This is a genomic window from Agrobacterium sp. El2ro-1b, assembly GCF_048298475.1.
Lineage (GTDB): Bacteria > Pseudomonadota > Alphaproteobacteria > Rhizobiales > Rhizobiaceae > Agrobacterium > Agrobacterium fabrum.
Genome location: NZ_CP103458.1, coordinates 2,589,859 through 2,614,639 on the forward strand (window position 1 = coordinate 2,589,859; position 24,781 = coordinate 2,614,639).

The 24,781-nt window shown below is 56.7% G+C and carries 25 protein-coding genes; 11 read left to right on the forward strand and 14 right to left on the reverse strand.

Annotated elements, in window-relative coordinates:
* Positions 1-74: 74 nt before the first annotated feature.
* From NYR50_RS12660 to htpX, 3 genes are all read right to left on the reverse strand, one after another.
* Complete coding sequence (locus tag NYR50_RS12660) at positions 75-1,742, reverse strand: heparinase II/III family protein (protein ID WP_418137303.1); 1,668 nt, start codon at positions 1,740-1,742, stop codon at positions 75-77.
* A gap of 125 nt (positions 1,743-1,867) precedes the next feature.
* Positions 1,868-3,253 (reverse strand): RsmB/NOP family class I SAM-dependent RNA methyltransferase, encoded by a 1,386-nt coding sequence (locus tag NYR50_RS12665; protein WP_418136172.1) that lies wholly within the window; start codon positions 3,251-3,253, stop codon positions 1,868-1,870.
* Positions 3,250-4,215, reverse strand: a complete 966-nt coding sequence (htpX, locus tag NYR50_RS12670; RefSeq protein WP_418136173.1) for a zinc metalloprotease HtpX — start codon at positions 4,213-4,215, stop codon at positions 3,250-3,252. The genes NYR50_RS12665 and htpX overlap by 4 nt, the downstream gene beginning before the upstream one ends.
* A 116-nt stretch (positions 4,216-4,331) precedes the next feature.
* Between htpX and NYR50_RS12675 the strand changes: the two genes are divergently transcribed.
* Complete coding sequence (locus NYR50_RS12675; RefSeq protein WP_418136174.1) at positions 4,332-4,544, forward strand: DUF1674 domain-containing protein; 213 nt, start codon at positions 4,332-4,334, stop codon at positions 4,542-4,544.
* A gap of 61 nt (positions 4,545-4,605) precedes the next feature.
* Here the strand turns inward: NYR50_RS12675 and NYR50_RS12680 are convergent, their stop codons facing one another.
* From NYR50_RS12680 to hemE, 8 genes are all read right to left on the reverse strand, one after another.
* Entirely contained in the window at positions 4,606-5,487 is an 882-nt protein-coding gene (locus NYR50_RS12680) for a ParB/RepB/Spo0J family partition protein (RefSeq protein ID WP_418136175.1), read from the reverse strand.
* 29 nt (positions 5,488-5,516) lie between these two features.
* Positions 5,517-6,311 (reverse strand): ParA family protein, encoded by a 795-nt coding sequence (locus tag NYR50_RS12685; RefSeq protein ID WP_418136176.1) that lies wholly within the window; start codon positions 6,309-6,311, stop codon positions 5,517-5,519.
* A gap of 19 nt (positions 6,312-6,330) precedes the next feature.
* Positions 6,331-6,948, reverse strand: coding sequence for a 16S rRNA (guanine(527)-N(7))-methyltransferase RsmG (rsmG, locus tag NYR50_RS12690; RefSeq protein ID WP_418136177.1), 618 nt, complete (start codon positions 6,946-6,948; stop codon positions 6,331-6,333).
* Between the two features lie 11 nt (positions 6,949-6,959).
* Positions 6,960-8,843, reverse strand: coding sequence for a tRNA uridine-5-carboxymethylaminomethyl(34) synthesis enzyme MnmG (gene mnmG, locus NYR50_RS12695; RefSeq protein ID WP_418136178.1), 1,884 nt, complete (start codon positions 8,841-8,843; stop codon positions 6,960-6,962).
* A 62-nt stretch (positions 8,844-8,905) separates the two neighbouring features.
* Positions 8,906-10,234: a tRNA uridine-5-carboxymethylaminomethyl(34) synthesis GTPase MnmE gene (gene mnmE, locus NYR50_RS12700; RefSeq protein WP_418136179.1), complete on the reverse strand. Its 1,329-nt coding sequence runs from the start codon at positions 10,232-10,234 to the stop codon at positions 8,906-8,908.
* Between the two features lie 89 nt (positions 10,235-10,323).
* The gene (gene rho, locus NYR50_RS12705; RefSeq protein ID WP_006311067.1) at positions 10,324-11,589 is read right to left on the reverse strand and encodes a transcription termination factor Rho; all 1,266 of its coding nucleotides are present in this window, start codon (positions 11,587-11,589) and stop codon (positions 10,324-10,326) included.
* Positions 11,590-11,774: 185 nt separating this feature from the next.
* On the reverse strand, positions 11,775-12,320 hold the full coding sequence (gene hemJ, locus NYR50_RS12710; protein ID WP_174009531.1) for a protoporphyrinogen oxidase HemJ: 546 nt from the start codon (positions 12,318-12,320) through the stop codon (positions 11,775-11,777).
* Positions 12,317-13,351 carry a uroporphyrinogen decarboxylase gene (hemE, locus tag NYR50_RS12715; RefSeq protein WP_174009532.1) on the reverse strand — a complete coding sequence of 345 codons (1,035 nt, stop codon included), beginning with the start codon at positions 13,349-13,351 and terminating at the stop codon, positions 12,317-12,319. Before hemE ends, hemJ begins: the two co-directional genes overlap by 4 nt.
* A gap of 409 nt (positions 13,352-13,760) precedes the next feature.
* Between hemE and NYR50_RS12720 the strand changes: the two genes are divergently transcribed.
* The 5 genes from NYR50_RS12720 to dnaQ are packed head-to-tail and all read left to right on the forward strand — an operon-like array spanning position 13,761 to position 17,366.
* Positions 13,761-14,582, forward strand: coding sequence for a pyruvate, water dikinase regulatory protein (locus NYR50_RS12720; protein WP_080811401.1), 822 nt, complete (start codon positions 13,761-13,763; stop codon positions 14,580-14,582).
* Positions 14,583-14,613: 31 nt separating this feature from the next.
* Positions 14,614-15,213, forward strand: a complete 600-nt coding sequence (gene actR / locus NYR50_RS12725; protein ID WP_418136180.1) for a two-component system response regulator ActR — start codon at positions 14,614-14,616, stop codon at positions 15,211-15,213.
* Entirely contained in the window at positions 15,206-16,066 is an 861-nt protein-coding gene (locus NYR50_RS12730; protein WP_174009535.1) for a shikimate dehydrogenase, read from the forward strand. Before actR ends, NYR50_RS12730 begins: the two co-directional genes overlap by 8 nt.
* Complete coding sequence (gene coaE, locus NYR50_RS12735) at positions 16,066-16,647, forward strand: dephospho-CoA kinase (protein WP_174009536.1); 582 nt, start codon at positions 16,066-16,068, stop codon at positions 16,645-16,647. The genes NYR50_RS12730 and coaE overlap by 1 nt, the downstream gene beginning before the upstream one ends.
* 20 nt (positions 16,648-16,667) lie before the next feature.
* A complete protein-coding gene (gene dnaQ / locus NYR50_RS12740) occupies positions 16,668-17,366 on the forward strand; it encodes a DNA polymerase III subunit epsilon (RefSeq protein ID WP_418136181.1) in 699 nt (232 codons plus the stop codon).
* Between the two features lie 98 nt (positions 17,367-17,464).
* On the opposite strand, the gene secB is transcribed toward dnaQ, so the two are convergent.
* Positions 17,465-17,947 (reverse strand): protein-export chaperone SecB, encoded by a 483-nt coding sequence (gene secB / locus NYR50_RS12745; protein WP_010970595.1) that lies wholly within the window; start codon positions 17,945-17,947, stop codon positions 17,465-17,467.
* A gap of 103 nt (positions 17,948-18,050) precedes the next feature.
* Complete coding sequence (locus tag NYR50_RS12750; RefSeq protein ID WP_418136182.1) at positions 18,051-18,587, reverse strand: FxsA family protein; 537 nt, start codon at positions 18,585-18,587, stop codon at positions 18,051-18,053.
* Positions 18,588-18,726: 139 nt separating this feature from the next.
* Here NYR50_RS12750 and NYR50_RS12755 point away from each other — a divergent pair, with 139 nt between their 5' ends.
* From NYR50_RS12755 to gyrB, 5 genes are all read left to right on the forward strand, one after another.
* Positions 18,727-19,425 (forward strand): Tim44/TimA family putative adaptor protein, encoded by a 699-nt coding sequence (locus NYR50_RS12755; RefSeq protein WP_418136183.1) that lies wholly within the window; start codon positions 18,727-18,729, stop codon positions 19,423-19,425.
* A complete protein-coding gene (locus NYR50_RS12760) occupies positions 19,422-20,534 on the forward strand; it encodes a murein transglycosylase A (RefSeq protein ID WP_418136184.1) in 1,113 nt (370 codons plus the stop codon). Before NYR50_RS12755 ends, NYR50_RS12760 begins: the two co-directional genes overlap by 4 nt.
* Positions 20,531-21,100 (forward strand): Smr/MutS family protein, encoded by a 570-nt coding sequence (locus tag NYR50_RS12765; RefSeq protein WP_418136185.1) that lies wholly within the window; start codon positions 20,531-20,533, stop codon positions 21,098-21,100. The genes NYR50_RS12760 and NYR50_RS12765 overlap by 4 nt, the downstream gene beginning before the upstream one ends.
* Positions 21,097-21,462, forward strand: coding sequence for a helix-turn-helix domain-containing protein (locus tag NYR50_RS12770; protein ID WP_006311080.1), 366 nt, complete (start codon positions 21,097-21,099; stop codon positions 21,460-21,462). The genes NYR50_RS12765 and NYR50_RS12770 overlap by 4 nt, the downstream gene beginning before the upstream one ends.
* A gap of 158 nt (positions 21,463-21,620) precedes the next feature.
* On the forward strand, positions 21,621-24,056 hold the full coding sequence (gene gyrB / locus NYR50_RS12775) for a DNA topoisomerase (ATP-hydrolyzing) subunit B (RefSeq protein WP_418136186.1): 2,436 nt from the start codon (positions 21,621-21,623) through the stop codon (positions 24,054-24,056).
* Between the two features lie 104 nt (positions 24,057-24,160).
* Here the strand turns inward: gyrB and NYR50_RS12780 are convergent, their stop codons facing one another.
* Entirely contained in the window at positions 24,161-24,763 is a 603-nt protein-coding gene (locus NYR50_RS12780; protein WP_418136187.1) for a nitroreductase family protein, read from the reverse strand.
* Positions 24,764-24,781 lie beyond the last annotated feature (18 nt).

Sequence of the window (24,781 nt, forward strand, 5' to 3'; positions counted from 1 at the left end):
CCGCATTAATAAACAGCGAGGATGCCGAACGGCAAAAACTATGGCAGTTTTTACCCTGGGTGGCCCGAAAGCCCTCAGCCCATGCGTTCGATGAGCCAGCGGATTTCCCGGGTATTGACGAGATTGAAGGGTAATTCGATCTGCTGCGAAGGACGCATGCCGGATGCATCCGCCATGAAGACATCATCGGTCACGAAAAGCTCCAGTCCGGGTGCCGAGAACAGCCACGTGGTGCCGTCCGCGGCCTCCAGATAAACCGACTCCTCATCCCGCTGGTGTAGCTGGATATGGGGATGGATGTGGAAACGGGAAACCGCTGACACGGATTGCAATTGCGCTTTCACCATGCCCTCGTCAGCGCGAAGCAGGTCGCGGCCCTTTATCTTGGTGCCCGCCGCATTCAACTCTATTTCCCGCTCGTGGTAACAGCCGAAATTCTGCAAATAACCATCATGCGACGCCCAAAGCACATCATTGCCATTTGCATCCGTTCCACGTTGGCTATCGACCTGGGTGACGCCCGAAACCATGATCGGGCCGAGCAGCCTCGAACGCGACAATCTGCAAGACGACGTATCGGCAAGCGTGACGGTGGAATGCGCCGCCGTGGAACGGCTGGCGCGCTGATACTCCGGTGCGGCATTACGCGGAAAGCCGGAATTGACGATGAACCGGTTCTTGCCGCAGGACATTTCGAAAGAGAGACACCCCGAATGGGCGCTGCGCGACAGTTCCGCCGAGGCGGGATAACCGGTATCCACAATGATAACAGTCTCATCTGTCGCAAGCCGATGGTAATTCACATCCGTCAGGACCTTGGAAGGCCGGCCGGCCGTTTCATCATAACGCAGCACGGAAACAAGCTCGTTGGCGAGCGTCGCCGTGGCACCGTTGAACAGCGCAAGATCGCCGCCCTGATGCCGGAAGAAACGGATCGCCGGAAACATACGGTCTATCGCCGGAACCAGTCCGGAGGGCAGGTCATGGCCAAGATTGATATAGCTTTGCCGCAGCGGCAGGAGATCGAGCAGCAGATCCAGCATAACCCTTGGATTGCGGGAAACATGCCCGCCATCGGGGAGAATCTGGCGTTCCATTTCCAGAGCCAGCTTCGTTCCGTTCCGGTTGATCCGTGACAGCCGTGTGGGCATGGCGATGGAGGCCATCGCAAGCGCTATTCTGATCCGCAGCCGCGCTTCACCATCCGGCGCATGTTTGACGATCCGCTCGAGGTAACGCACATGAAAGGCGAGGCTCTTCAGGAAACGGCGATAAAAGCCCGCATCGGCCTCGTATAAAACCACGGGAGAATGCGAGAGCCAGGCTATCAGCCTCTGCGCCGCAATGTCAGGTGACCAGGCCGTTCCCGTAATGCGCTTGCCATGCAACACCATCCACTCGGCGACGATGCGACGCGCACGCTTGCAGGCCTCGCTCGATTTATCGGAACGAATGTGCCGCAACCAGGTGAATGCTTGCAGCCGTTCTTCAAAAACTGCTGAAGGGTAATCTACCTGAAACGGCGAAGCGCCGCCGGTTTCAACGACGCGTCCGGCGAGCGCTATGCGACCGCGCAACAACTCCTCGGCAAAATAGGGATCGATCGCTCGCAGATCGGTGGGTGCAGCCACCAGGCCAGTGGGCACGCGGTTGGTGAATCGCGATAGATGCAGGCGCAACGGGGTAAGGCCGACACACAGATGACGATAAGCCATCCGCGAAAGAAGACCGGCGGCATTCATGCTGCCTGCGAAGGACCCTAACAAGCTGTGTTTCCCGTTTCACATATTTTGTTTTTATCAGTGAACCGCGATGATCGGAACGTTTTCGATAAATATCTAATGATTCGCGAGAGCTTGGCTTTTTTCTACTTCTTACGCAAGACACTGCTAAAAAACCCATCGACGCCACCGAACATGTCAGGTGTCGTGCGAAGATCGCCCGCGGCACTAATCGCCGCTTCCATGCCGGGCCAGTCTTCTCTGTGAACGGCAACGCGCTCCACATCAGGGTTTTCCGCCAGAACCTCGGCAATCATCTCTTCCCCTTCGGAAGGATCGAGCGAGCAATTGGAAAAGACCACGAGGCCGCCCGGCCCGACGAGAGTCAGCGCATGTCGCAGCATCTGGCCCTGAAGTGCGGCAAGTTTGGCAATGTCATTCTCGTCTTTCGTCCAGCAGACATCGGGATGCTTGCGCAAAGTCCCGGTTGACGAACAGGGTGCATCGAGCAGCACGGCGTCGAAAAGCTGTTCCGGCTGGTATTTCAGCATATTAGCCTCCACCGTTTCGGCATGGAGACCAAGTCGGTCGAGATTTTCGCGCAGGCGGCGAAGACGATTGCCGGACTGATCCAGCGCCGTTACCCTGGCGCCCGCCAGCGCAAGCTGGGCGGTCTTGCCGCCGGGGGCAGCGCAAAGATCGGCGACCCGCTTGCCGGAGATATCGCCCAGGAGCCTTACCGGCATGCTGGCCGCGAGATCCTGCACCCACCACGCTCCCTCCGCAAAACCGTCGAGCGAGGGGATCTGGCCTTCGAATTCACCCAGACGCACGCTGCCATTCGGCATAAGCGTGCCACCCAGTTTTTCCGCCCAAAGAGCGGGATCGGCCTTCACCGTCAAATCGATGGAGGACGGCGTCAGCTGTGCTTGCGAAATCCTTTGAGCCACCTCATCGCCATAAGCCGAAACAAGCCGCGCATAGAACCAGTCTGGCAAGACTGGAACGTCAGCGATAGCCTTTTCGATCTCAGCTTTTTCACGGCCGAGTCTTCGAAGCACGGCATTGACCAGCTTGACGAAACGCCGGTTGCGCGGATCGCGATGCGCCTGCTCCACGGCGAGATCGACAGCGGAATGATCCGGCACATCGAGATAAAGCATCTGCGCAGCACCAACGACGAGGACGTGATGCAGCGACCGCGCGCCTTGCGGCAATGGCCCATCCAACAACATCGACAATGCCGCCTCGATGCGCGGGAGGTGACGAAGCGCACTATTGACGATCGCCCTCACCAGTGCTCGGTCAGCAAGCGACAAGGCACGATAGACGGGATTGCCGTTTTCGCTGTCGAGCATCCCGTCCATGGAGGTCTTCTTTTCCAGAACCGCCGCGAGAATGCGGGTGGCAGCAATGCGCGCCGCAAGACCCGGCTTGTCCTCGAAAGACGAAGGGCCGTCTTCACGGCCCCTTGCATGCGCTGGCTTCGGTTTTCTGGACCGCGCCGGCTTATTCTGAGTATCGGATGTCAAGACCACGGCCCCTTGCGCTCGTTTTCATTGCCTCGTCCCCAGCCCATTTTGGGAACGGAGCCTGATTTGCGCACCGGTCTATCACCCGATGGCGGCGGCGTCGATGCTCGCGGGGAAAACTCCTGCGCCATCGCGTGCAGCGCCGCCACGCGGTTTTCCGTGTTCGGATGGGTGGAAAAGAGATTGTCCATACGCTCGCCGGAGAGCGGATTGATGATGAACATATGCGCCGTTGCCGGATTGCGCTCGGCATCGTCATTGTGAATTTGCTGTGCCATGCCTGAAATTTTCTGCAGTGCAGAGGCAAGCCAGAGCGGGTTACCGCAGATCTCCGCACCGCGACGGTCGGCGGAGTATTCCCGGGTGCGGCTGATCGCCATCTGCACCAGCATTGCCGCGAGCGGTGCCACGATCATCGCCACCAGCACACCGATAAAGCCCAAGGGGTTATTGTTGTTTTCCCTGTTGCCGCCAAAAAAGAAGGCAAAATTGCCGAGCATGGAGATCGCACCCGCGAGCGTGGCGGTGATCGTCATGGTCAAGGTATCGCGGTTCTGCACATGGGCGAGTTCATGCGCCATGACACCGGCCACTTCCTCGGGCGTCAGACGCTCCAGCAGCCCGGCCGAAGCGGCAACAGCTGCATTCTCAGGATTTCGGCCTGTCGCAAAGGCGTTTGGCTGCGCACTGTCGTAAATATAGACCTTCGGCATGGGCAGACCGGCATTCTGTGAAAGATCCCGGATCATGTGAAAGAACTCGGGCGCATTCGCCTCATCGATCTCCCGGGCGCGATAGGCCGAAAGGACCATCTTGTCCGAGTTCCAATAGGAAAAAAGGTTCATACCGGCCGATATCAGCAGCGCTATCATCATGCCGCCTTTACCACCGATGAGAAAACCGACACCCATGAACAATGCGGTCATGAAGGCCAGAAGCATTGCCGTGCGCATCATGTTCATCCGTTGAACTCTCCTTCTCACTCGCCGGAAATATTGTGGGGTTTATAAACCCCGTTCGATTATATAATCTGGGAAGCAGCAAACATATTTCAATATCCCGTCATTGGGAGGATTTCATGCAGAATGCAGATAATGACAACGGTGCCGAAGAGGGCGCGGAGCAGGTGAGACGACTTTCGCCCGCAGCGCAGCGAGCGCTGGAGGAAGCGGAAGAACGGCGCCGGCAGCAGGCGGATCTTCATTTGCCGCCGGAGACTGGCGGTCGCGGCGGCGCAGAACCCGTTCGTTTCGGTGATTATGAAATAAAAGGCCGGGCTATCGATTTTTGAAAGCCGAGAAACGAAAATACCCGCCAATGGCGGGTATTTATCAATTAAAACAGATATTTAATTATTTCTGCTCCAGCAGTCGGCAGACGGCCTCAAGCTGTTCAAGTGTGCGGTAACCGATACGAATCTGCCCCGATCCACCCTTGTGGCTGATTTTCACTTCGAGGCCGAGAGCATCGGAAAGGCTACGTTCGAGCGCGATCGTATCCGAATCCTTTTCACCAGCCGGGCGCTTTTCAGCAATCTCACCCTGCGATTTGATATCGTTTTGCGCCAGACGTTCGGCATCACGCACCGAAAGTCCCTTGGAAACAATTGTGCGTGCCAAGGTCGCCGGATCGGAAGTGGAAACCAGCGCGCGTGCGTGGCCGGCGGAAAGCGAACCATCCGCCAGCATATCCCGCACTGGATCGGGCAGCTTCAGGAGCCGCAGACTATTGGCAACATGGCTTCGGCTCTTGCCGATGATTTCACCGAGGTCATTCTGCGTATAACCATGTTCGGCGATCAACTGTTCGTAGCCCATCGCCTCTTCAAGCGGATTGAGGTCGGAACGCTGCACGTTTTCGACGATGGCAAGTTCCAGAGCAGTACGGTCATCCACGTCACGAACGATGACGGGTACGTCAGTAAAACCAGCCAGCTGTGCTGCACGCCAGCGGCGCTCACCGGCGATAATCTCGTATCGGTTGACTCCAACCGTTCTCACTACTACTGGCTGAACGATTCCGTGCTGACGGATGGAGGCGGCAAGATCCTGCAGTTCGTTTTCATCGAAATGGCGCCGGGGGTTTCTATGGCTGCGGGCGATGAATTCGATCGGAATGGTACGATCGGCGTTAACCGCGCGCTGAGGCTCGCCGACCGGCACGGGCTGATCCATTTCGCCAATTAATGCGGCAAGACCGCGCCCCAATCGACGCTTGGAAAGATCATCACTCATAAGATATTACTCCATACAGTCCGCAAATGTCAGGCGGCTTTGCGCAGTCGCTCTCTCTGGATCACTTCTGATGCCAGTTGCAAATAGGCCTGACTGCCGGCGCATTTCAGGTCATAGAGAATTGCCGGTTTACCATAGGACGGGGCTTCCGACACACGAACGTTGCGCGGAATGAGGGTATGGTAAACCTTCTCGCCAAGATGGCTGCGCACATCCGAAACGACCTGTTGCGCAAGATTGTTACGCGCATCGAACATCGTCAAAACGATGCCCTGTATATCAAGCTGCGGGTTGACCGATCCGCGTATCTGGCTGACCGTATCCAGCAGCTGGCTGAGACCTTCCAGGGCAAAGAACTCGCATTGCAGCGGCACCAGCACAGAATGTGCGGCCGTCATCGCATTCATCGTCAAAAGATTGAAAGAGGGCGGGCAATCAACGAGAATGTAGGAATAACCTCTGGCTTCCGGCGTTTCCATAGCCGCACGCAACAGGAAAACGCGGTTTGCGACATTCGCAACCTGCATCTCGAAACCGAGCAAATCCATTGTGGACGGGACGATATCGAGATTCGGCACGGCCGTGGGAACAGCAACTTCTGCAATCCCATGTTCTCCTATCAGAAGATCATAGGACGAAAGCTTGCGCTCTTTACGGTCAATTCCGAGCCCAGTACTCGCATTGCCCTGCGGGTCCAGGTCGATAATCAGCACATGCTCACCAATAGCCGCCAGCGCGGTCGCCAGATTTATAGCGGTTGTTGTCTTGCCAACCCCGCCTTTCTGGTTCGCAACTGCGATAATTCGGTTTTTTTCAAAGGTCATGCCGCACCTGGCCAGCTTGTCAGCGTCTCAAAACGAGGTTGCTGATTTCAAGAACAACAGAATCTGCCTCAACGGCACTCCGGTGTTTTATCAGATCAAACTGCCAGCGACCATGCGCTTTCTGCATTTCGGAATCATAATCCCGGCCTTTATTGAAATAAGCCTTGAGATTGGGATTATTCTGCGCCCAAGGATGAATATACTCAAAAAGAAAATCCAGATCTGCAAGGGCACGGGCGGAAACGGCATCACAAGTTGTTATAATTTCCGACGCCGTCTCGATTCTGACAGGATGAACCGTACCTCTGGCGCCGGTTTCCTTAAGAGCAATTCGCAGAAAAGCAGCTTTCTTATTATTGCTTTCCACCAGATCGACCCAGCCATCGCCAAGTTCCGCCAGAAAAATCGCCGTGATGACACCGGGAAAACCGCCGCCGGAGCCGAGATCAATCCATTTTTTTGGTTGAGGAGAAAGCTGGAAGATTTGCGCGCTATCGGCAACATGCCGGCTCCAAAGCTCCGTTAGCGTGGAGGGTGCTACCAGATTCGTGGTCTTATTCCACTTCTTGAAAAGCTCGACAAAATGCCCGAGCCTCTCCTGTGTTTCACGTGAAACACTCTGGCCGTTTATCTTCATAATCCGACTCGCTATTGGTGCATGCGCAATTGTTCACTTCGCGTTGCGGTACTTTTCCGCAGAAGTGCGAGCAGCAGCGATATCGCAGCCGGCGTCATGCCGTCAACACGCGCGGCCTGTGCAATATTCTCCGGGCGGGCTTTTTCCAGCTTTTGTTTAAGCTCGTTGGAGAGGCCGGACAGACTTTGAAAATCGAAATCGTCAGGGATTTTTCTGTCTTCATCCCTTTTGATATCGACGATATCAGCGCTCTGCCGTTGCATATAGACGGCGTAGCTCGCTTCAATCTGCAAGACCTCCGCGACCTTAGCGTTAAGCCTGTTGAGTTCAGGCCAATGTTCTGCGAGCGCCTGCAATGTCATGTCAGGATAGGCAAGCAGCTCATAAACGGAACGACGCTGACCATCCTGATTAAGTTTGAGACCCTGCTTGGCCGCCTGGGACGGGCTGATGGAGAGTTCTTTCATTAACGCACGACCGCTATCGAGATCAGAGAGAAAATCTGTAAAGCGCTGTAGCCGCTCCCGACCGAGAATACCGGCCGCTTGCGCCACCGGCGTAAGTCGGAGATCGGCATTATCCACGCGCAGGGAGAGACGATACTCCGCCCTTGACGTAAACATGCGATAGGGTTCGCTAACACCCTTGGATGTCAGGTCGTCAATCATCACACCAATATAAGATTCTGTCCGGCTGAAATGAAGCGGATCGGCATTGCCGGCGTAAAGCGAGGCATTCAAACCAGCAACAAGACCCTGAGCGCCCGCCTCTTCATAACCCGTTGTGCCGTTGATCTGGCCAGCCAGAAACAGCCCCGGGATTTTGCGGGACTCAAGAGACAGTTTTAGCTCCCGGGGATCGACATAATCATATTCGATCGCATAACCCGGCTGGATAATCGTAACCTGTTCAAGACCTGGTATCGTCCGGATAAATTGCTCCTGAACGAAAGCGGGCAGGGAGGTCGAAATACCATTGGGATAAATGGTATGATCATCGAGGCCTTCCGGCTCCAAAAATATCTGGTGGCCGTCTCGTTCCCCGAAACGGGTAATCTTGTCCTCTATTGAGGGGCAGTAACGCGGGCCAACTCCTTCTATCTGCCCGGAATACATGGCAGAGAGGTGAATATTATCCTGGATGATCTTGTGACCTGCCGGGGTTGTGCGGGTCACACCACATTCGATTTGTGGATTGACGATATGGTCCGTCATGAATGAGAACGGAACAGGGTCCTCGTCAGCCGCCTGCCGATCTACCGCATTCCAATCGATTGTACGTCCATCCAAACGGGCAGGGGTGCCGGTTTTGAGCCGACCCATTGCGAGGCCAAGGCGCGACAGCGTGTCAGAAAGGCCGAGAGAAGGCATTTCGCCAACGCGGCCTGCTGGAATCTTTTCGGAACCGATATGGATAAGACCGCGCAGAAAAGTCCCGCTGGTGAGCACCACGGCGCCGCAAGGAATCCGGCTACCATTTTTCATGACAACGGCGGCAACCCGATCATTGTCCATTTCAATATCAAAAGCATCGCCCTCGATAATTGTCAGATTATCAATAGCATCAATTTCCCGCTGCATCGATTCACGATAGAGCCGGCGGTCAGCTTGCGTGCGCGGCCCCCGAACGGCCGGGCCCTTTTTCCGGTTAAGCATACGGAACTGAATACCCGCCGCATCTGCGACCCTGCCCATCAATCCATCCAGCGCATCAATCTCACGAACGAGATGACCTTTTCCCAGGCCACCAATTGCGGGATTACAGGACATGACCCCAATCGTTTCGCGCTTGTGGGTGACAAGAGCGGTTTTTGCACCATGTCTCGCAGCAGCCGCCGCGGCTTCACTGCCGGCATGTCCACCACCAATAACAATGACATCGAATGACTGGTGCATATTGCTGCGCCCTGTTCTAATTCATCGACATCACCATAAAGAGTGCCGATGTTTCACGTGAATCATTTTCCTATGCAGAATTCCGAGAAGATCACGCCCAGCAAATCTTCCACATCAACGCGGCCGGTGATCCGTCCGAGCGATGTTGCGGCGAGCCTTAGATATTCCGACCTTATCGCAAGGTCCAGGATTTCAGAATCGAGCGCATCACTAACATAGTTCAACGTCTCTTCAAGTCGTTTTTTATGACGGGCACGGGCAGGAACGAGCGTCTGGCCCGCACCGACCCGCTTTTCTATCTCTCGTTTGAGGGCTTTACGCAGTTGATCTAGGCCAATTCCTTCTTTTGCTGAGATCGAGAGATCAAAATCATCGTCAGATGCGCGTGAGCGAAGCGAGGTTTTTGTTCTTACCCGCAATGATCTCTGATTATCGAACGCACCGATAGATTGTTTCGGGTTCGAATCATTATCCTGCAGGATTAGAATGAGATCTGCAGTTTCCGCGGTCAGAACCGCACGTCGCACGCCTTCCTGCTCCACAACATCCTGTGTCTCGCGAATTCCCGCCGTATCGAATATCCGCACCAGATATCCATCCAGATTGATATCGACGCTTAAAACGTCCCGCGTCGTGCCGGCAATGTCGGTAACGATTGCCACGTCACGACCGCTCAATGCGTTAAGCAGGGTGGATTTACCCGCATTCGGTTCGCCTACAAGCGCAACCTTGAAACCGTCGCGGATGATTTCGCCATTTCCGCCGCCCTGGAGGTGAGCATTGATCTCGCCCTTCAGCGCCACCATTGCTTCCCAAACACGAGCAGCTACGGAGTCAGGCACGTCCTCCTCATCGGCAAAATCGAGTTCCGCCTCGATCAGGGCGCGGGCACGGGTCAGGCGATTGGCCCAGCCATCATAGAGAGCTGATAGCTGGCCGCTGCTCTGCTCCACCGCCAGACGCCGCTGCATCTCCGTTTCCGCCTGCAACAGGTCGGCCAGACCCTCAACCTCCAGCAGGTCCATCTTGCCATTCTCAAAGGCTCTGCGGGAAAACTCACCTGCCTCCGCGGGCCGCAATCCTTCGAGATTATCTAGCTCGGCAAAAATGGAAGCTATGACGGCGCGGCTGCCGTGGCTGTGAATCTCAACGCAGTTTTCACCCGTAAAGGAATTCGGGGCAGGAAAGACAATCACCAGAGCCTGATCGATGATCTCATTGTTTCGATTCCGAATCGAACAGAGGCTTGCTTTTCGTGGTGAACGAAACTTCCGGCCAGTCAGCATCTCCAGAGCATCAAGCGCCTTTGCGCCGCTGATTCTGATAACCGCAACGCCTGCCGGCAGGGCACCGCTGGACAGCGCATAAATCGTATCGGCAGAAGCTGGCATCGTTCACCTCGGTCTAAAACAGTCAAGCCGCATCCGAATGAACGGATACGGCTTTAAAGCTCTTATGACGAATCCGACTAAAGTTCGGATCAGGTATTCATAGATTCGAAGAAATCCGAATTGGTCTTGGTCTGCTTCAGCTTGTCGATCAGGAATTCGATGGCATCCATCGTTCCCATCGGTGCCAGAATGCGGCGAAGAACGAAGATCTTCTGCAGGTCCTGACGCGGCACCAGCAGGTCTTCCTTACGTGTACCGGATTTCAGAATATCCAGCGCCGGGAAGATACGCTTGTCGGCAACCTTGCGATCAAGCACGATTTCCGAGTTGCCGGTGCCCTTGAATTCTTCGAAGATGACTTCATCCATACGGCTGCCCGTATCGATAAGCGCAGTCGCAATAATCGTCAGCGAGCCACCTTCTTCGATGTTACGCGCCGCACCAAAGAAACGCTTCGGGCGCTGCAAGGCGTTGGCATCCACACCACCGGTCAGAACCTTGCCGGAGGAGGGAACAACGGTATTGTAGGCGCGACCGAGGCGCGTGATGGAATCGAGCAGGATGACGACGTCACGGCCATGCTCGACCAGACGCTTCGCCTTTTCGATGACCATTTCGGCGACCTGGACGTGGCGTACAGCCGGTTCGTCGAAGGTGGAGGACACAACCTCACCCTTCACCGAACGCTGCATGTCGGTCACTTCCTCCGGACGCTCGTCGATCAGCAGAACGATCAGGTAGCATTCCGGATGGTTCGCTGTGATGGAATGAGCAATGTTCTGCAACAGTACCGTCTTACCGGTACGCGGCGGCGCCACGATCAACCCGCGCTGGCCCTTGCCGAGCGGTGCGACGAGGTCGATAACGCGCGACGACAGATCCTTCGATGTCGGAACTTCCAGTTCCATCTTGAAGCGCTCATTCGGGTAAAGCGGCGTCAGATTGTCGAAGTGAACCTTGTGACGGATTTTTTCCGGGTCGTCGAAATTGATCGTATTGACCTTGAGGAGTGCGAAATACCGTTCGCCTTCCTTCGGACCACGGATCGGCCCTTCTACAGTATCACCGGTCTTCAGCGAGAAGCGGCGGATCTGCGAGGGCGAAATATAGATGTCGTCTGGACCGGGCAGGTAGTTTGCGTTTGCAGAACGCAGGAACCCGAATCCGTCCTGAAGGACTTCAACGACGCCTTCGCCGATGATTTCGACGTCCTGGCTCGCGAGAATCTTGAGGATTGCGAACATGAGCTCCTGCTTGCGCATGGTGCTCGCATTTTCAACTTCCAGGGATTCGGCAAAAGTCAGCAAGTCGGTAGGCGATTTGCTCTTAAGTTCCTGAAGCTTCATTTCAGCCATGAAGGGAAGACCGTTTGATAATGTAATGTCGGGGGAGGGCGTGTTCGCGAATCAGATGCTGTGGAAATACCGCAGATGACTGAATAATTCACATGCCACGAAGATGAGTGGACTGAAAATAGCGATTGAACACGGCGGCCGCAAGAGGAAAGCACGAATTCCGCGAAATTTATCGTCGCACCGTCTTAACCAAAGGGTTTCACAACCACAAGTATGACAATCAGGATCATCAGAACGGTCGGAACTTCGTTCATCAACCGCCAGTGACGGGCCGGTCTTGTATTTTCGTCCCGCGCAAAACGTTTCGCGCTGCGGCTGAAATAGACATGGGTGGCGGTCAGAAGCACGACCAGCCCGATTTTCGCATGCAGCCAGCCGCCGGAAAAACCATAAACCGACCATGCGAGATATAGCCCCAATGTCCAGGATATCATCATCGCCGGGTTCATGATCACCCTGATCAGCCGCTGCTCCATCACCTTGAAGGTTTCGGATTGCTGCGAGCCCGCAGGCGCATCAGTGTGATAGATAAAAAGCCGCGGCAGGTAAAAAATCGCAGCCATCCACGAGATAACAGCGATGATATGCAGCGCCTTGATCCAGAGATAGAGATCGGCGGGATCGGCGTAAAACAGCAGCGCGATGAAAGCGGCAAAGACACCGAGTGCGACACCGGCACGCAAGGCTGCCTTGTTTCCGGAGCGGCCAGAGGTCTGTTTTTCCTCGCTCATCCCGCACCCCCAACCGAGCGGACCCGCTGCACCAGCCGGGTGACGTTTTCCGGGTCTGCTTGCGGAGTGATGCCATGGCCGAGATTGAAGATCAGCGGACCCTGCCCAAGCGCCTGCAACACGGCATCAATGCCATCCTGCAAGGCCTTGCCACCGGCCACCATCAGCATCGGGTCGAGATTGCCCTGCACCGGGCCTTCCTTCTGCAAATCCCGGGCGAAGCTCAACGGCACCGACCAATCAAGACCAATGGCGTCAGCACCCGTCTTGCGGCGATAATCTTTAAGCAGATACCCGGCACCCTTGGCGAAAGCGATGATCTTTGCCGAAGGCCGGCGAGCACGCACCGACGCGATAATGCGGGCGACCGGCCTGATCGCATATTCCTCGAATTCCTTTTCACCGAGCACACCGGCCCAGGAATCGAAAATCTGTACCGCATCAGCGCCGGCATCGATCTGCGCTACCAGATAATCGGCTGAGACCTCAGCGAGGAGAGCCAGCAGCTTTTTCATCGCGGCCGGCTCCTGATAACCGAACAGCCGCGCCGGCGCCTGGTCTGGCGTTCCGTGCCCGGCGATCATATAGGTCGCAACCGTCCAGGGCGCGCCGCAAAAACCGAGAAGCGTCGTTTCATGCGGCAATGAGGTGCGCAGACGCGACACCGTTTCGAAAACGGGCGAAAGATGCGCCATGACATCAGACGCATCGAGCTTGTCGATACCGCTCACATCGATCGGGTCCATGGCTGGGCCCTTGCCTTCGCTGAAGGATACGTTGCGATGAAGCGCGTCGGGAATGACAAGAATATCGGAAAAGAGGATGGCCGCATCCAGCCCGAACCGGCGGATGGGCTGAAGGGTCACTTCGCTCGCCAGCTCGGGATTATAACAGAGATCCAGGAAACTTCCGGCACTCTTACGCGTTTCCCGATACTCTGGAAGATAACGGCCAGCCTGACGCATCAGCCATATGGGTGGCGGCGTAACCGTCTTCCCATTCAAAACAGTCATAACCTTGCGTTCGCTCATGGGCACCCAGCTTCTAAAAAATAAAAACAAAGAGATTTAAAAGATTTTCTATTTCTTAGAGTCTGTGGGTAGCAAGGATTAAAATCATTCCAGTCGAAATGCCGCATCGTAGAGATATCGACAATGCCTGAGGATACCGACAGGGCGAGTATTTGCAGATAATTGTGAAAACAGGAATTAGATAAATAATTTCAGATACTTATTTTCAAGCCAGAGATTCACGCACCTGTGGACAAGCTGGGGAAAATTTTGAACAGTTCCGTCTTATTCCAGTAATTCACAGGCACTGCGAAGACGAGAGACGCCACTTGCGGATTGTGGAAAAACACCACCTTATTCACCCCGCGGCTCGGCCCGCCGGACAATTCGGAGATTTGTCCCGGTTTATCAACAGGGGGAGAAAAACAGCGTGGAGAACAAAAAAAGCTTCTTCCATCTGCACCTGATTTCGGACTCAACGGGAGAAACCCTGATGTCAGCTGGCCGCGCCGTCTCGGCGCAGTTCCATGCATCCATGCCGGTGGAACATGTCTATCCAATGATCCGCAACCAGAAGCAGCTCGCGCAGGTCGTCGATCTCATCGACAAGGAGCCCGGCATTGTTCTTTATACAATCGTTGATCAGCAGCTGGCCGAATTTCTGGATCTGCGCTGTCATGCGATTGGCGTGCCGTGCGTCAACGTTCTTGAACCGATCATCGGCATTTTCCAGACCTATCTCGGCGCGCCGTCCAGGCGGCGCGTGGGCGCGCAACATGCGCTGAATGCCGATTATTTCGCGCGGATCGAAGCGCTCAATTTCGCCATGGACCATGATGACGGGCAGATGCCGGAGACCTATGACGAGGCGGATGTCGTCATCATCGGCATCAGCCGCACGTCTAAAACACCAACCAGCATCTATCTTGCCAACAGGGGCATAAAGACCGCCAATATCCCGGTCGTTCCCAATGTGCCTTTGCCAGACAGCCTCTATGCCGCGACCCGGCCTTTGATCGTCGGTCTCGTCGCGACATCGGATCGCATATCGCAGGTTCGTGAGAACCGGGAACTGGGTACAACCGGCGGATTCGATAGTGGCCGTTACACGGATCGCGCCACCATCATGGAAGAGCTGAAATATGCGCGCGCGCTCTGCGCCCGCAACAATTGGCCGTTGATCGATGTCACACGACGTTCCATCGAGGAAACGGCCGCGGCGATCCTTGCCCTGCGCCCGAGGACGCGATAATCCGAATCGCATCATCAGGAGCAGACAGTCGATGAAACAAGAGTTGATCCTCGCCTCATCCAGCGCATCCCGGCAGATGCTGATGCGCAATGCGGGGCTGACATTTTCGGCAATACCCGCGGCTATCGATGAGCGTGCGCTTGATGAGCAGCTGCAGCGGGACGGGGCCGGTCCCGAAGAGGTCGCGCTGGAACTTGCCCGTGCCAAGGCTCTTGCAGTCAGTGCGCTCCATCCGCAGGCACTGGTTCTCGGCTGCGACCAAACCATGGCGCTCGGCACACGCGTTTATCACAAGCCAAAAACCATGGCGGAAGCCGCAACGCATCTGCTGTCATTGTCCGGCAAGGTCCATCGTCTGAACAGCGCGGCTGTTCTCGTTCGACAGGGCGAGGTGGTCTGGCAAACCGTTTCCTGTGCAGAGCTCGCCGTTCGAACCTTGAGTGCTGAGTTTGTATCCCGTCACCTGCAGCGGGTGGGAGAAAAGGCGCTCAGCAGCGTCGGCGCTTACCAGCTTGAAGGGGAAGGAATCCAGCTATTCACCTCTATTGAGGGGGATTATTTCTCGATCCTCGGCCTGCCGCTTCTGCCTCTTTTATCGAAACTACGCGACATGGATGTCATCGATGGCTGATTCACGTGAAACATTAACTATAAATGCCTTCGTTGTCGGTTACCCGATCAAGCATTCCCGGTCGCCAATCATCCATTCCTATTGGCTGAAAAAATTCGGTATCGCCGGTTCCTATAGGGCCGTTGAGATCTCTCCGGGCGATTTCCCGAATTTCATAGCAACGCTGAAGGAAGGCAAGCCGGGCGCAGCGGTTGGCGGCAACGTCACCATTCCGCACAAGGAAGCGGCTTACCGGTTGGCCGACCGTCCCGATGCCCTGGCGGAAGAACTCGGCGCCGCCAACACCATCTGGATGGAGGAGGGTAAACTCCACGCTACCAACACGGATGGTTTCGGTTTCGTCTCGAACCTGGACGAGCGGCATCCGGGCTGGGATAAGACCGACCGTGCGGTGGTTTTCGGCGCCGGCGGCGCAAGCCGGGCCGTCATTCAGTCGCTGCGTGATCGGGGTGTTGCGGAAATTCACGTCCTCAACCGCACGGTCGAGCGCGCTCGTGAACTGGCCGACCGCTTTGGCCCACGGGTCTTTTCCCATCCCCAGGCGGCGCTTCAGGAGGTCATGCAGGGCGCCGGGCTGTTCGTGAATACGACATCGCTCGGAATGGATGGAACCGAAGCGCCGTATCTCGATTTTTCGCAGCTCGCGGCTAATGCGGTAGTGACCGATATCGTCTATGTACCGTTGAAAACGCCGATCCTCAACATGGCGCAAGAGCAGGGCATCGCAACCGTCGATGGGCTCGGCATGTTGCTTCATCAGGCAAAACCGGGTTTCAAGCGATGGTTCGGCAGGGCGCCGGAGGTGGATGAAACCCTTCGCTCCCTGATCATCGCGGATATGGAGAAACATTGATGATCGTCATCGGTCTCACCGGCTCGATTGGAATGGGAAAAACCACGACGGCGAAGCTCTTCGCCGAAGAAGGTATCCCGGTTCTTGATTCCGATGAGGTCGTGCACGCGCTTTATCGTGCGGAAGCCGTTCCGCTGATCGAGGCCGCCTTTCCCGGTACTACCATGTCCGGCATGGTCGACCGGCAAAAACTCGGCGATATCCTGCGGCAGAATCCGGCTAATTTTACCAGGCTGGAAGAGATCGTTCATCCGCTGGTGCGTAACAAACAGGAGGCCTTTCTGGCAAAGGCAAGGAAAGACGATCGGGCTTTTGCTGTGCTTGACATACCCTTGCTGTTTGAAACGGGGGCGGAAGGACGGGTCGATAAAGTCGTGGTGGTGAGCTGCGCGCCGGAAATCCAGCGGGAGCGCGTTTTATCCCGGCCTGGCATGACGGAGGAGAAATTTGAAATGATCCTTGCCCGGCAGATGCCGGATGCGGAGAAGCGCCGGCGAGCCGATTTTGTCGTCGATTCGGGAAATGGTGTCGAAGCGGCACGGGATCAGGTAAAAGAAATTCTGCAGAAACTGGGCGCTTGAGTCGCGCCGCGGAGAGACGAATGCGTGAGATCATTTTCGATACGGAAACTACGGGCCTCGAATCGAAGCTGGACCGCGTGATCGAAATCGGCGGCATCGAACTGATCAATCATTTTCCCACTGGTCGCACGCTGCATCTTTATATCAGACCGGAAGATCGCAAGGTTCATCCGGACGCGCTTGCCGTTCACGGCATCACCGATGAATTTCTGAAGGACAAACCGAAATTCGCAGAAGTCGTCGACCAGATCCGTGACTTCTTCGATGGCGCGCGCTGGGTGGCGCATAATGCGACCTTCGATATGGGCTTCATCAATGCGGAATTCGCGCGTCTTGGCATCGAGCCGGTTTCCGCCGAGCTGGTGACGGACACGCTTTCACTCGCCCGTCGCAAGAACCCGATGGGGCCGAATTCGCTGGATGCGCTTTGCCGGCGTTACGGTATCGACAATTCCCACCGCACCAAACACGGCGCGCTGCTCGACTCCGAGCTTCTGGCCGAAGTCTATATTGAAATGATCGGCGGTCGCCAGACGGCGCTCGGTTTCGGCTCTGCCGCCAGGCAGGAAACGATTGTCGTTGAAGAAGACGTGCCTCTTGAGCCATTGCGAAGGCCAAGCGCTCTGCCCTCGAGGCTGGATGCGGATACGGTCGCGGCCCACGGCAAACTCGTTCTCGGCATGGGCGATAAGGCGATCTGGAACCGCTACCAGAACTAAAGCGTGCCCAGACTTTGAAATGGCAAATCGGCCAAAGAAAAACCCGGGCGAAGAACCCGGGTTTTGTTTTGTCTGCAATGAAAAGCGGTGCGTGCCGTTTAGTTCGGGACAGCCTGAACCTGGGCCTTGGCCTGTTCTTCGGCAACGCGCTGCGCAAACATCTGCGAGAAATCGATCGGGTCGATCATCAGCGGCGGGAAACCGCCATTGCGGGTGACATCGGCAATGATCTGGCGGGCGAAGGGGAAGAGCAGGCGCGGGCACTCGATGAAGAGGACCGGCAGCATGTGTTCCTGCGGGAAGCCGGCAATGCGGAACACGCCGCCATAAACCAGCTCGGCCGCGAACAGGATTTTGTCGCCATCCTTGGCTTCTGCATTCAGCGTCAGAACAACGTCGAAATCCGAACCGGAGATCGGGTTTGCGTTGACATTGACATTGATGTTGATCGCCGGCGCATTCTCACGGCCCTGCAGCGAACGAGGAGCACCCGGATTTTCGAAAGAGAGATCCTTGATGTACTGGGCAAGAATATTGAGAGAAGGGCTAACTGCGCCCTGTGCGCCATTTTCAGCGGTCATTACGGTTCCTCGCGGCGTGAATTCGTGGAAGGCGGTCTATCATTTCGACCCGGGGCTTACAACCCTTCGTGATCGCGTCATCGCCATCCATTCCAAGCGGTCGTCAGGGTTTGGGAAGGTCACGATCATCAGGCCTGTTCGACCAGGGAGAGTCTTTCGGCCCATCGCGGTGAAACTCCTCTTCGTCCAGATCCACCACCTTCGAATTGCCCGCGGGTCCAGGGCCATTGCGAAATCCGGAATAGTCACCTTGCTGGGGGCCGGACTGCCTGAATGAGCCAGAAACGACGACGCGCGGGCCAAAGGCTTTCCAGAAAAACCGGCGAATGGCCGGCGACAGAAGCAGGAGGCCGAGAATGTCGGTGATGAAACCGGGAATGATGAGCAGGAGGCCTGCGACGACGCGCATGGCCCCATTGACGAGCTCATCCGCAGGCTGCGCGCCAGTGCGGCCCGCAGCCTGAAGATTTCGCACCATGCCGATGCCGCCGAGGCGCAATATGAGCAATCCCAGGAATGACGTGAAAAGGACGAGCGCCAATGTCAGCCACAGACCGATCGCCTTGCCGACGATGATGAAGCCGGCAATTTCGAGAATGGGCATCATCAAGATGACGATGGGGAGAAAGGAAAAACGCATCTTCTAGCCTTGCGTGTGCATCTCTGGCAGATTGCCGGTTCCCGGACACCAATGATTGAATCTGCACATTTGAATGATGATAAGATGCAGACTATATGATGGTGAGGTTTTTGATTTTAAATGGCGGTTTTGGTAAAACATGGGCTTTAGCGACTTTATCACATTGTTTTTTCTCGTTGCAGCGGTGCTGATCTTCTTTCAGCTGCGCAGTGTCCTTGGCCGCCGCACCGGCAATGAGAAGCCGCCATTCGACCCCTATAGCCCCCGTGATGTGGCAAAGGGGCCGGTCGCTGACGATAACAAGGTCGTGACCCTGCCGAAACGCGGCGAGGCGGAGGAAGAGAACCGCTTTGCGGAGGCAGACGCGCTCGCGCCTGTTGATACCCCACTCAATGCGTCGCTGCGCGACGTGATGACCAAGGACCCGTCTTTCAGGCCCAAGGAATTCCTGAACGGCGCTCGCATGGCTTACGAAATGATCGTGATGGGTTTTGCCGATGGCGACCGCAAGACACTCAAGAACCTTCTGTCGAAGGAGGTTTTTGACGGTTTCGACGCGGCGATTTCCGAGCGGGAAAGCCGTGGCGAAGTGGTGAAATCCACATTCGTTGGCATCGAGAAGGCCGACATCACCCAGGCGGGCGTTCGCGATTCCGAAGTGCAGGTGACGCTGAGAATTATCAGCCAGCTGATTTCGGCGACCTACGACAAGGACGGCAAGCTGGTGGATGGCGACCCGGAAGCGGTTGCGGAGGTAGATGACATCTGGACCTTCTCGCGCGACATCCGCTCCCGCGATCCGAACTGGAAGCTGATCGCCACCGAATCCGAGCAATGAATACGCCCTTTTCGATCGACGAGGTTTCTTTCCGCGATCTGCCCGGATGGGGGCAGGATGACCCCCGCAAGCTTTTTCCGGCGATGGCAACGATCCTGTCGCATCTTCGTAATGCGAAACCCTACAGGACCGGTGCGCTCGGGATAACGGCGGCGGAGCTGGTTTCGCTTCTGGAGCTCGCCGAAAGAGGGCAGGTAAACAGCCCCGAACAGGCACGCCAGTTTTTTGAAACCAATTGTGTACCTTTCAGGATTTCTCCGGCTCAGGGCAAAAGCGGTTTCGTGACCGCTTTTTACGAGCCCGAACTGGAAGTCTCCGCCACGCCGGATGATGTGTGGCGTTATCCGATCTACCGCCGGCCGCCGGATCTGGTGGATATTGACGATGCTAACCGGCCGGATGGTTTCGATCCGTCCTATGCTTTCGGCAAGGCGGATGAAGAGGGCATTTCCTATTTTCCCGATCGCCGCGCCATCGATGAAGGGTGTCTGCGGGGCAGGGGTCTTGAGATCGCCTGGGCAAGATCGAAGGTCGACCTCTTCTTTGTCCACGTGCAGGGTGCGGCGCGTCTGGTATTTCCGGATGGCGCGATAAAGCGGATCACCTACGCGGCCAAGGCCGGGCATGCCTTTTCGCCGATCGGCCGGCTGCTTCTCGACCGCGGCGAACTCGATCCGAAAACAATCTCCATGCAGACGATCCGCCAATGGCTCGGCGACCATCCGGATGAGGTGGACGGGGTGCTGTGGCACAACCGCTCCTACATTTTTTTCCGGGAGGCGGATGTCGCAGGTCTGGACATGGGGCCGATCGCCGCCGCCAAGGTGCCGCTGATTGCGGGCCGTGCGCTTGCGGTCGACAGGCTGATCCACACCTTCGGCCTGCCGTTCTTTATCCACGCGCCGACACTGACTCACCTGGATGACGGAAAACCATTCGCCCGGCTGATGCTGGCGCTCGATACGGGCTCGGCCATCGTCGGCCCGGCGCGCGGCGATATTTTCACCGGCTCCGGTTTAGAAGCGGGAGAGCTTGCCGGCACGGTGCGCAACGAGGCCGATTTTTATATATTGCTGCCGCGGATTGCTGCGGAAAGGTATCGGCGATGAAAGGCAGTCGCAAGCTCGGCAAGGAAGAACGCATTCTGTGGGGAAGGGTCGCAAAAACCACGCGGCCGATTTCCGGCAGGCTGGAAGATTTGCTGGCTTTCGACGACGTAGAAGAACATCCGCTGGAACCCACCGTTCCGCAAACCGGCAAAAGCGCATTTCCGCGCATGCTTGTGGAGGCGGCGGAAGCCCCGCCTGCGACACCGGATAAAAAGCCGAAAACCCATCAGCCGATGGAAAAACCGGTCAAGCGCAAGCTCACTCGCGGCCGGCTGCCGCTGGAAGGGCGGATCGATCTGCACGGCATGTTCCAGAGCGAAGCCCATGCGGTGCTCCTGGATTTCCTGCTGCGGGCGCATGAACGAGGCCTTCGCCATGTGCTGGTCATCACCGGCAAGGGGCGTTCTATCGGTAGCGATGGTGCGCTGAAAAGGGCAGTGCCGATGTGGTTCTCCAAACCGGAATATCGCTACCTGATTTCGTCCTATGAGGATGCGTCGGCCAATCATGGCGGTGACGGCGCGCTTTATGTGCGGCTTTCGCGACGGCGCGGTGACAAATCATGACGCCTTTTGCGGAAGCCGTGCGGCAGCTTCGTGAACGCAAGGGCGTGACGCAGAAGGAAATGGCCGCGGCAATCGGTGTATCGCCGGCCTATCTCTCGGCGCTGGAGCATGGCAAGCGCGGCAAGCCGAGCTTCGATCTGCTGCAGCGCATTGCCGGTTATTTCAACATCATCTGGGATGAGGCAGAGGAATTGTTCTTTCTGGCCGGTTCGTCAGACCCGAAGGTGGTGATCGATACGGTGGGCCTGCCGCCGCAATATACGGCTTTCGCCAACCGTCTCGCACGGGATATTCGCAAGCTGCCGCCGAGTGTGGTAGAGGAACTGTCAGCCGTGCTGCAAAAAAGCCGTTCTTGCGATTGAAACCCCTCTATCCCCTGCTTTATTCAGCATCCTGAAGCATGCGGCCTTTGGGATTGGGTGTAGAATTTCTATAGTCGCATGTCGGATTTGAGTGATTCGCTGGCTTCAGGCCTTCTCACTGAAACGCCTGGCCCGAGAAAACTTTGGAAAGAGTACTTATGACCGAAACATCGTCAAGCGAAGTCGGCGCGAACGCGGAATATGGAGCCGATTCGATCAAGGTCCTCAAGGGCCTTGATGCCGTGCGCAAACGGCCCGGCATGTATATCGGCGATACCGATGACGGTTCCGGCCTGCATCACATGGTCTACGAAGTCGTCGACAACGCCATCGATGAGGCGCTCGCCGGCCATGCCGATCTGGTGACGGTCACACTGAATGCCGACGGCTCCGTCACGGTGACCGATAATGGGCGCGGCATTCCGACCGACATCCATTCTTCCGAAGGCGTTTCCGCTGCCGAAGTCATCATGACCCAGCTTCATGCGGGCGGCAAATTCGACCAGAACTCCTATAAGGTTTCCGGTGGTCTGCACGGCGTCGGCGTTTCGGTGGTGAACGCGCTTTCCGTTTGGCTGAAGCTCAGAATCCGCCGCAATGGCAAGCTGCATGAAATCGGATTTACCCACGGCGTCGCCGATGGGCCGCTGTCGGTCATCGGCGAATATGAAGGCCGGTCCGGCACGGAAGTCACCTTTTTGGCCAGCCCGCAAACCTTCACCATGACGGATTACGATTATGGCACGCTGGAGCATCGCCTGCGCGAGCTCGCATTCCTGAATTCCGGCGTCCGTATCCTGCTCACCGACAAACGCCACTCGGACGTCAAGCAGCAGGAATTGCTGTATGACGGCGGGCTTGAGGCCTTCGTCCGTTATCTGGACCGCGCCAAGAAGCCGCTGGTGGACAAACCCATCGCCATTCATAGCGAGAAGGACGGTATCACCGTCGAAGTCGCGCTATGGTGGAATGACAGCTACCACGAGAATGTGCTCTGCTTCACCAACAACATTCCCCAGCGCGATGGCGGCACCCATATGGCCGGTTTCCGCGCGGCGCTCACCCGTCAGGTCACCTCCTATGCCGATACATCCGGCATCATGAAAAGAGAAAAGGTGAGCCTGCAGGGTGAGGACTGCCGTGAAGGCCTGACGGCCATTCTTTCGGTCAAGGTTCCCGATCCCAAGTTTTCCTCGCAGACGAAGGACAAGCTCGTTTCGTCGGAAGTGCGGCCGGTCGTGGAAAGCCTCGTCAACGAAGCGCTCTCCACCTGGCTGGAAGAGCACCCTTCCGAAGCGAAGATACTCATCGGCAAGGTTGTGGAAGCGGCCGTCGCTCGTGAAGCCGCCCGCAAGGCCCGCGAATTGACGCGCCGTAAAGGCGCGCTCGATATCGCCTCTCTGCCCGGCAAGCTCGCCGATTGCTCGGAGCGCGATCCGGCAAAATCCGAACTCTTTCTCGTCGAAGGCGACTCCGCCGGTGGTTCCGCCAAGCAAGGCCGCTCGCGTGAAACGCAGGCGATCCTCCCATTGCGCGGCAAGATCCTCAACGTGGAACGCGCCCGTTTCGACAAGATGTTGTCCAGCCAGGAAATCGGCACGCTGATCACCGCGCTCGGCACATCGATCGGCAAGGACGAGTTCAACGCGGACAAGCTGCGTTACCACAAGATCATCATCATGACGGATGCTGACGTCGACGGCGCTCATATTCGCACGTTGCTGTTGACCTTCTTCTTCCGCCAGATGCCGGAACTGATCGAGCGCGGCCATCTCTATATCGCCCAGCCGCCACTTTATAAGGTGACGCGCGGTAAATCCGTGCAGTACCTGAAGGATGAAAAGGCGCTGGAAGAATACCTGATCTCCATGGGTATCGAGGAAGCGTCACTGACGCTCGGCACCGGTGAGGTCCGAGTCGGCGCCGATCTGCGCGAAGTCATTCTCGATGCGCTGCGGATGCGCTCGCTGATCGAGGGCCTGCATTCCCGCTACAGCCGCTCGATCGTGGAACAGGCGGCCATTGCTGGCGCGCTGAACCCGGAGCTTTCGGCCGATGCCGCCCGTGCTGCGGAAACCGTTGCCGAAGTGGCCCGGCGTCTGGACATGATTGCGGAAGAAACCGAACGCGGCTGGTCGGGAACCGTTCTGGAGGATGGCGGCCTGCGCTTCGAGCGCATGGTGCGCGGCGTCAAGGAAGTCTCGACGCTCGATATGGGCCTGCTCGGTTCGGCCGATGCGCGCCATATTGATCAGCTCGTAACCCGCACCCGCGACATCTACGCGACGCCGCCGGTTCTGCAGCGCAAGGATGGCAGCATGGAGCTGGCTGGACCACGCGCGCTTCTGGATGCGATTTTCGCTGCCGGCCGCAAGGGCCTTTCCATGCAGCGTTATAAGGGCCTCGGCGAGATGAATGCAGAGCAGCTGTGGGAAACCACGCTCGATGCCAATGTACGCTCGCTTCTGCAGGTGAGGGTGAACGACGCGACCGATGCCGACGGCCTGTTCGCCCGCCTGATGGGCGATGAAGTGGAACCGCGCCGCGACTTCATTCAGGAAAATGCGTTGAATGTCGCCAACCTCGACATTTAATCTTGTGGGGTGTTTCGCGTCACGATTCACGTGAAACGAAAATTTAACAAAAGGCCCGGCGGTGAATTTCCGCCGGGCCTTTTGTTTGATGGTGTCGGGCGAGATTAATCGACCTTGCCGGTGAAGCGGCCTTCGAAAGCAACATCTGCCAGCGGTACGCGCTTGCTGGGCACCTCGCGCTCCGCCAGATCATCGGGAAGAATGGATTTATCCGTCAGCGTCCCGATCGCAACCCCGGCCTCCACCTTGAAGCCATCAGGTATATCAAGCTTTTCGACGATCCGGTCTTTGAAGATACCGCCCATGCCATGCGCATGATACCCCAGTAGATGAGCCTGCATGGCGAGCGAAAACCAGGCCGCGCCGGCATCGAAGGAGTGAGTGGCGGATGGCTTCTTCTCGCCTTCGCGCGAAATGGTGTGGTCGCGGGAGATGACGAAAAGCAGCACGGAGGCGTTCTTCGCCCACTTCTGGTTTCCCTCCATCAACAGGTCCACGAAGAGTGGCCAGTCTTCACTGTCCTTATGGGCATAAACGAAACGCCACGGTTGATGGTTGGAAGCGGATGGCGCCCAGTGGGCCGCATCGAGAATGGTCAACAGATGCTCTTTCGACATAGGGCTGCCATCGAAGGCGCGCGGAGACCAGCGATCGAGGAAGAGGGGATCGACGGGATATTCGGATTGCCTGCTATTGCTGTTCGTCACGGGCGATGTCCTTTTGAT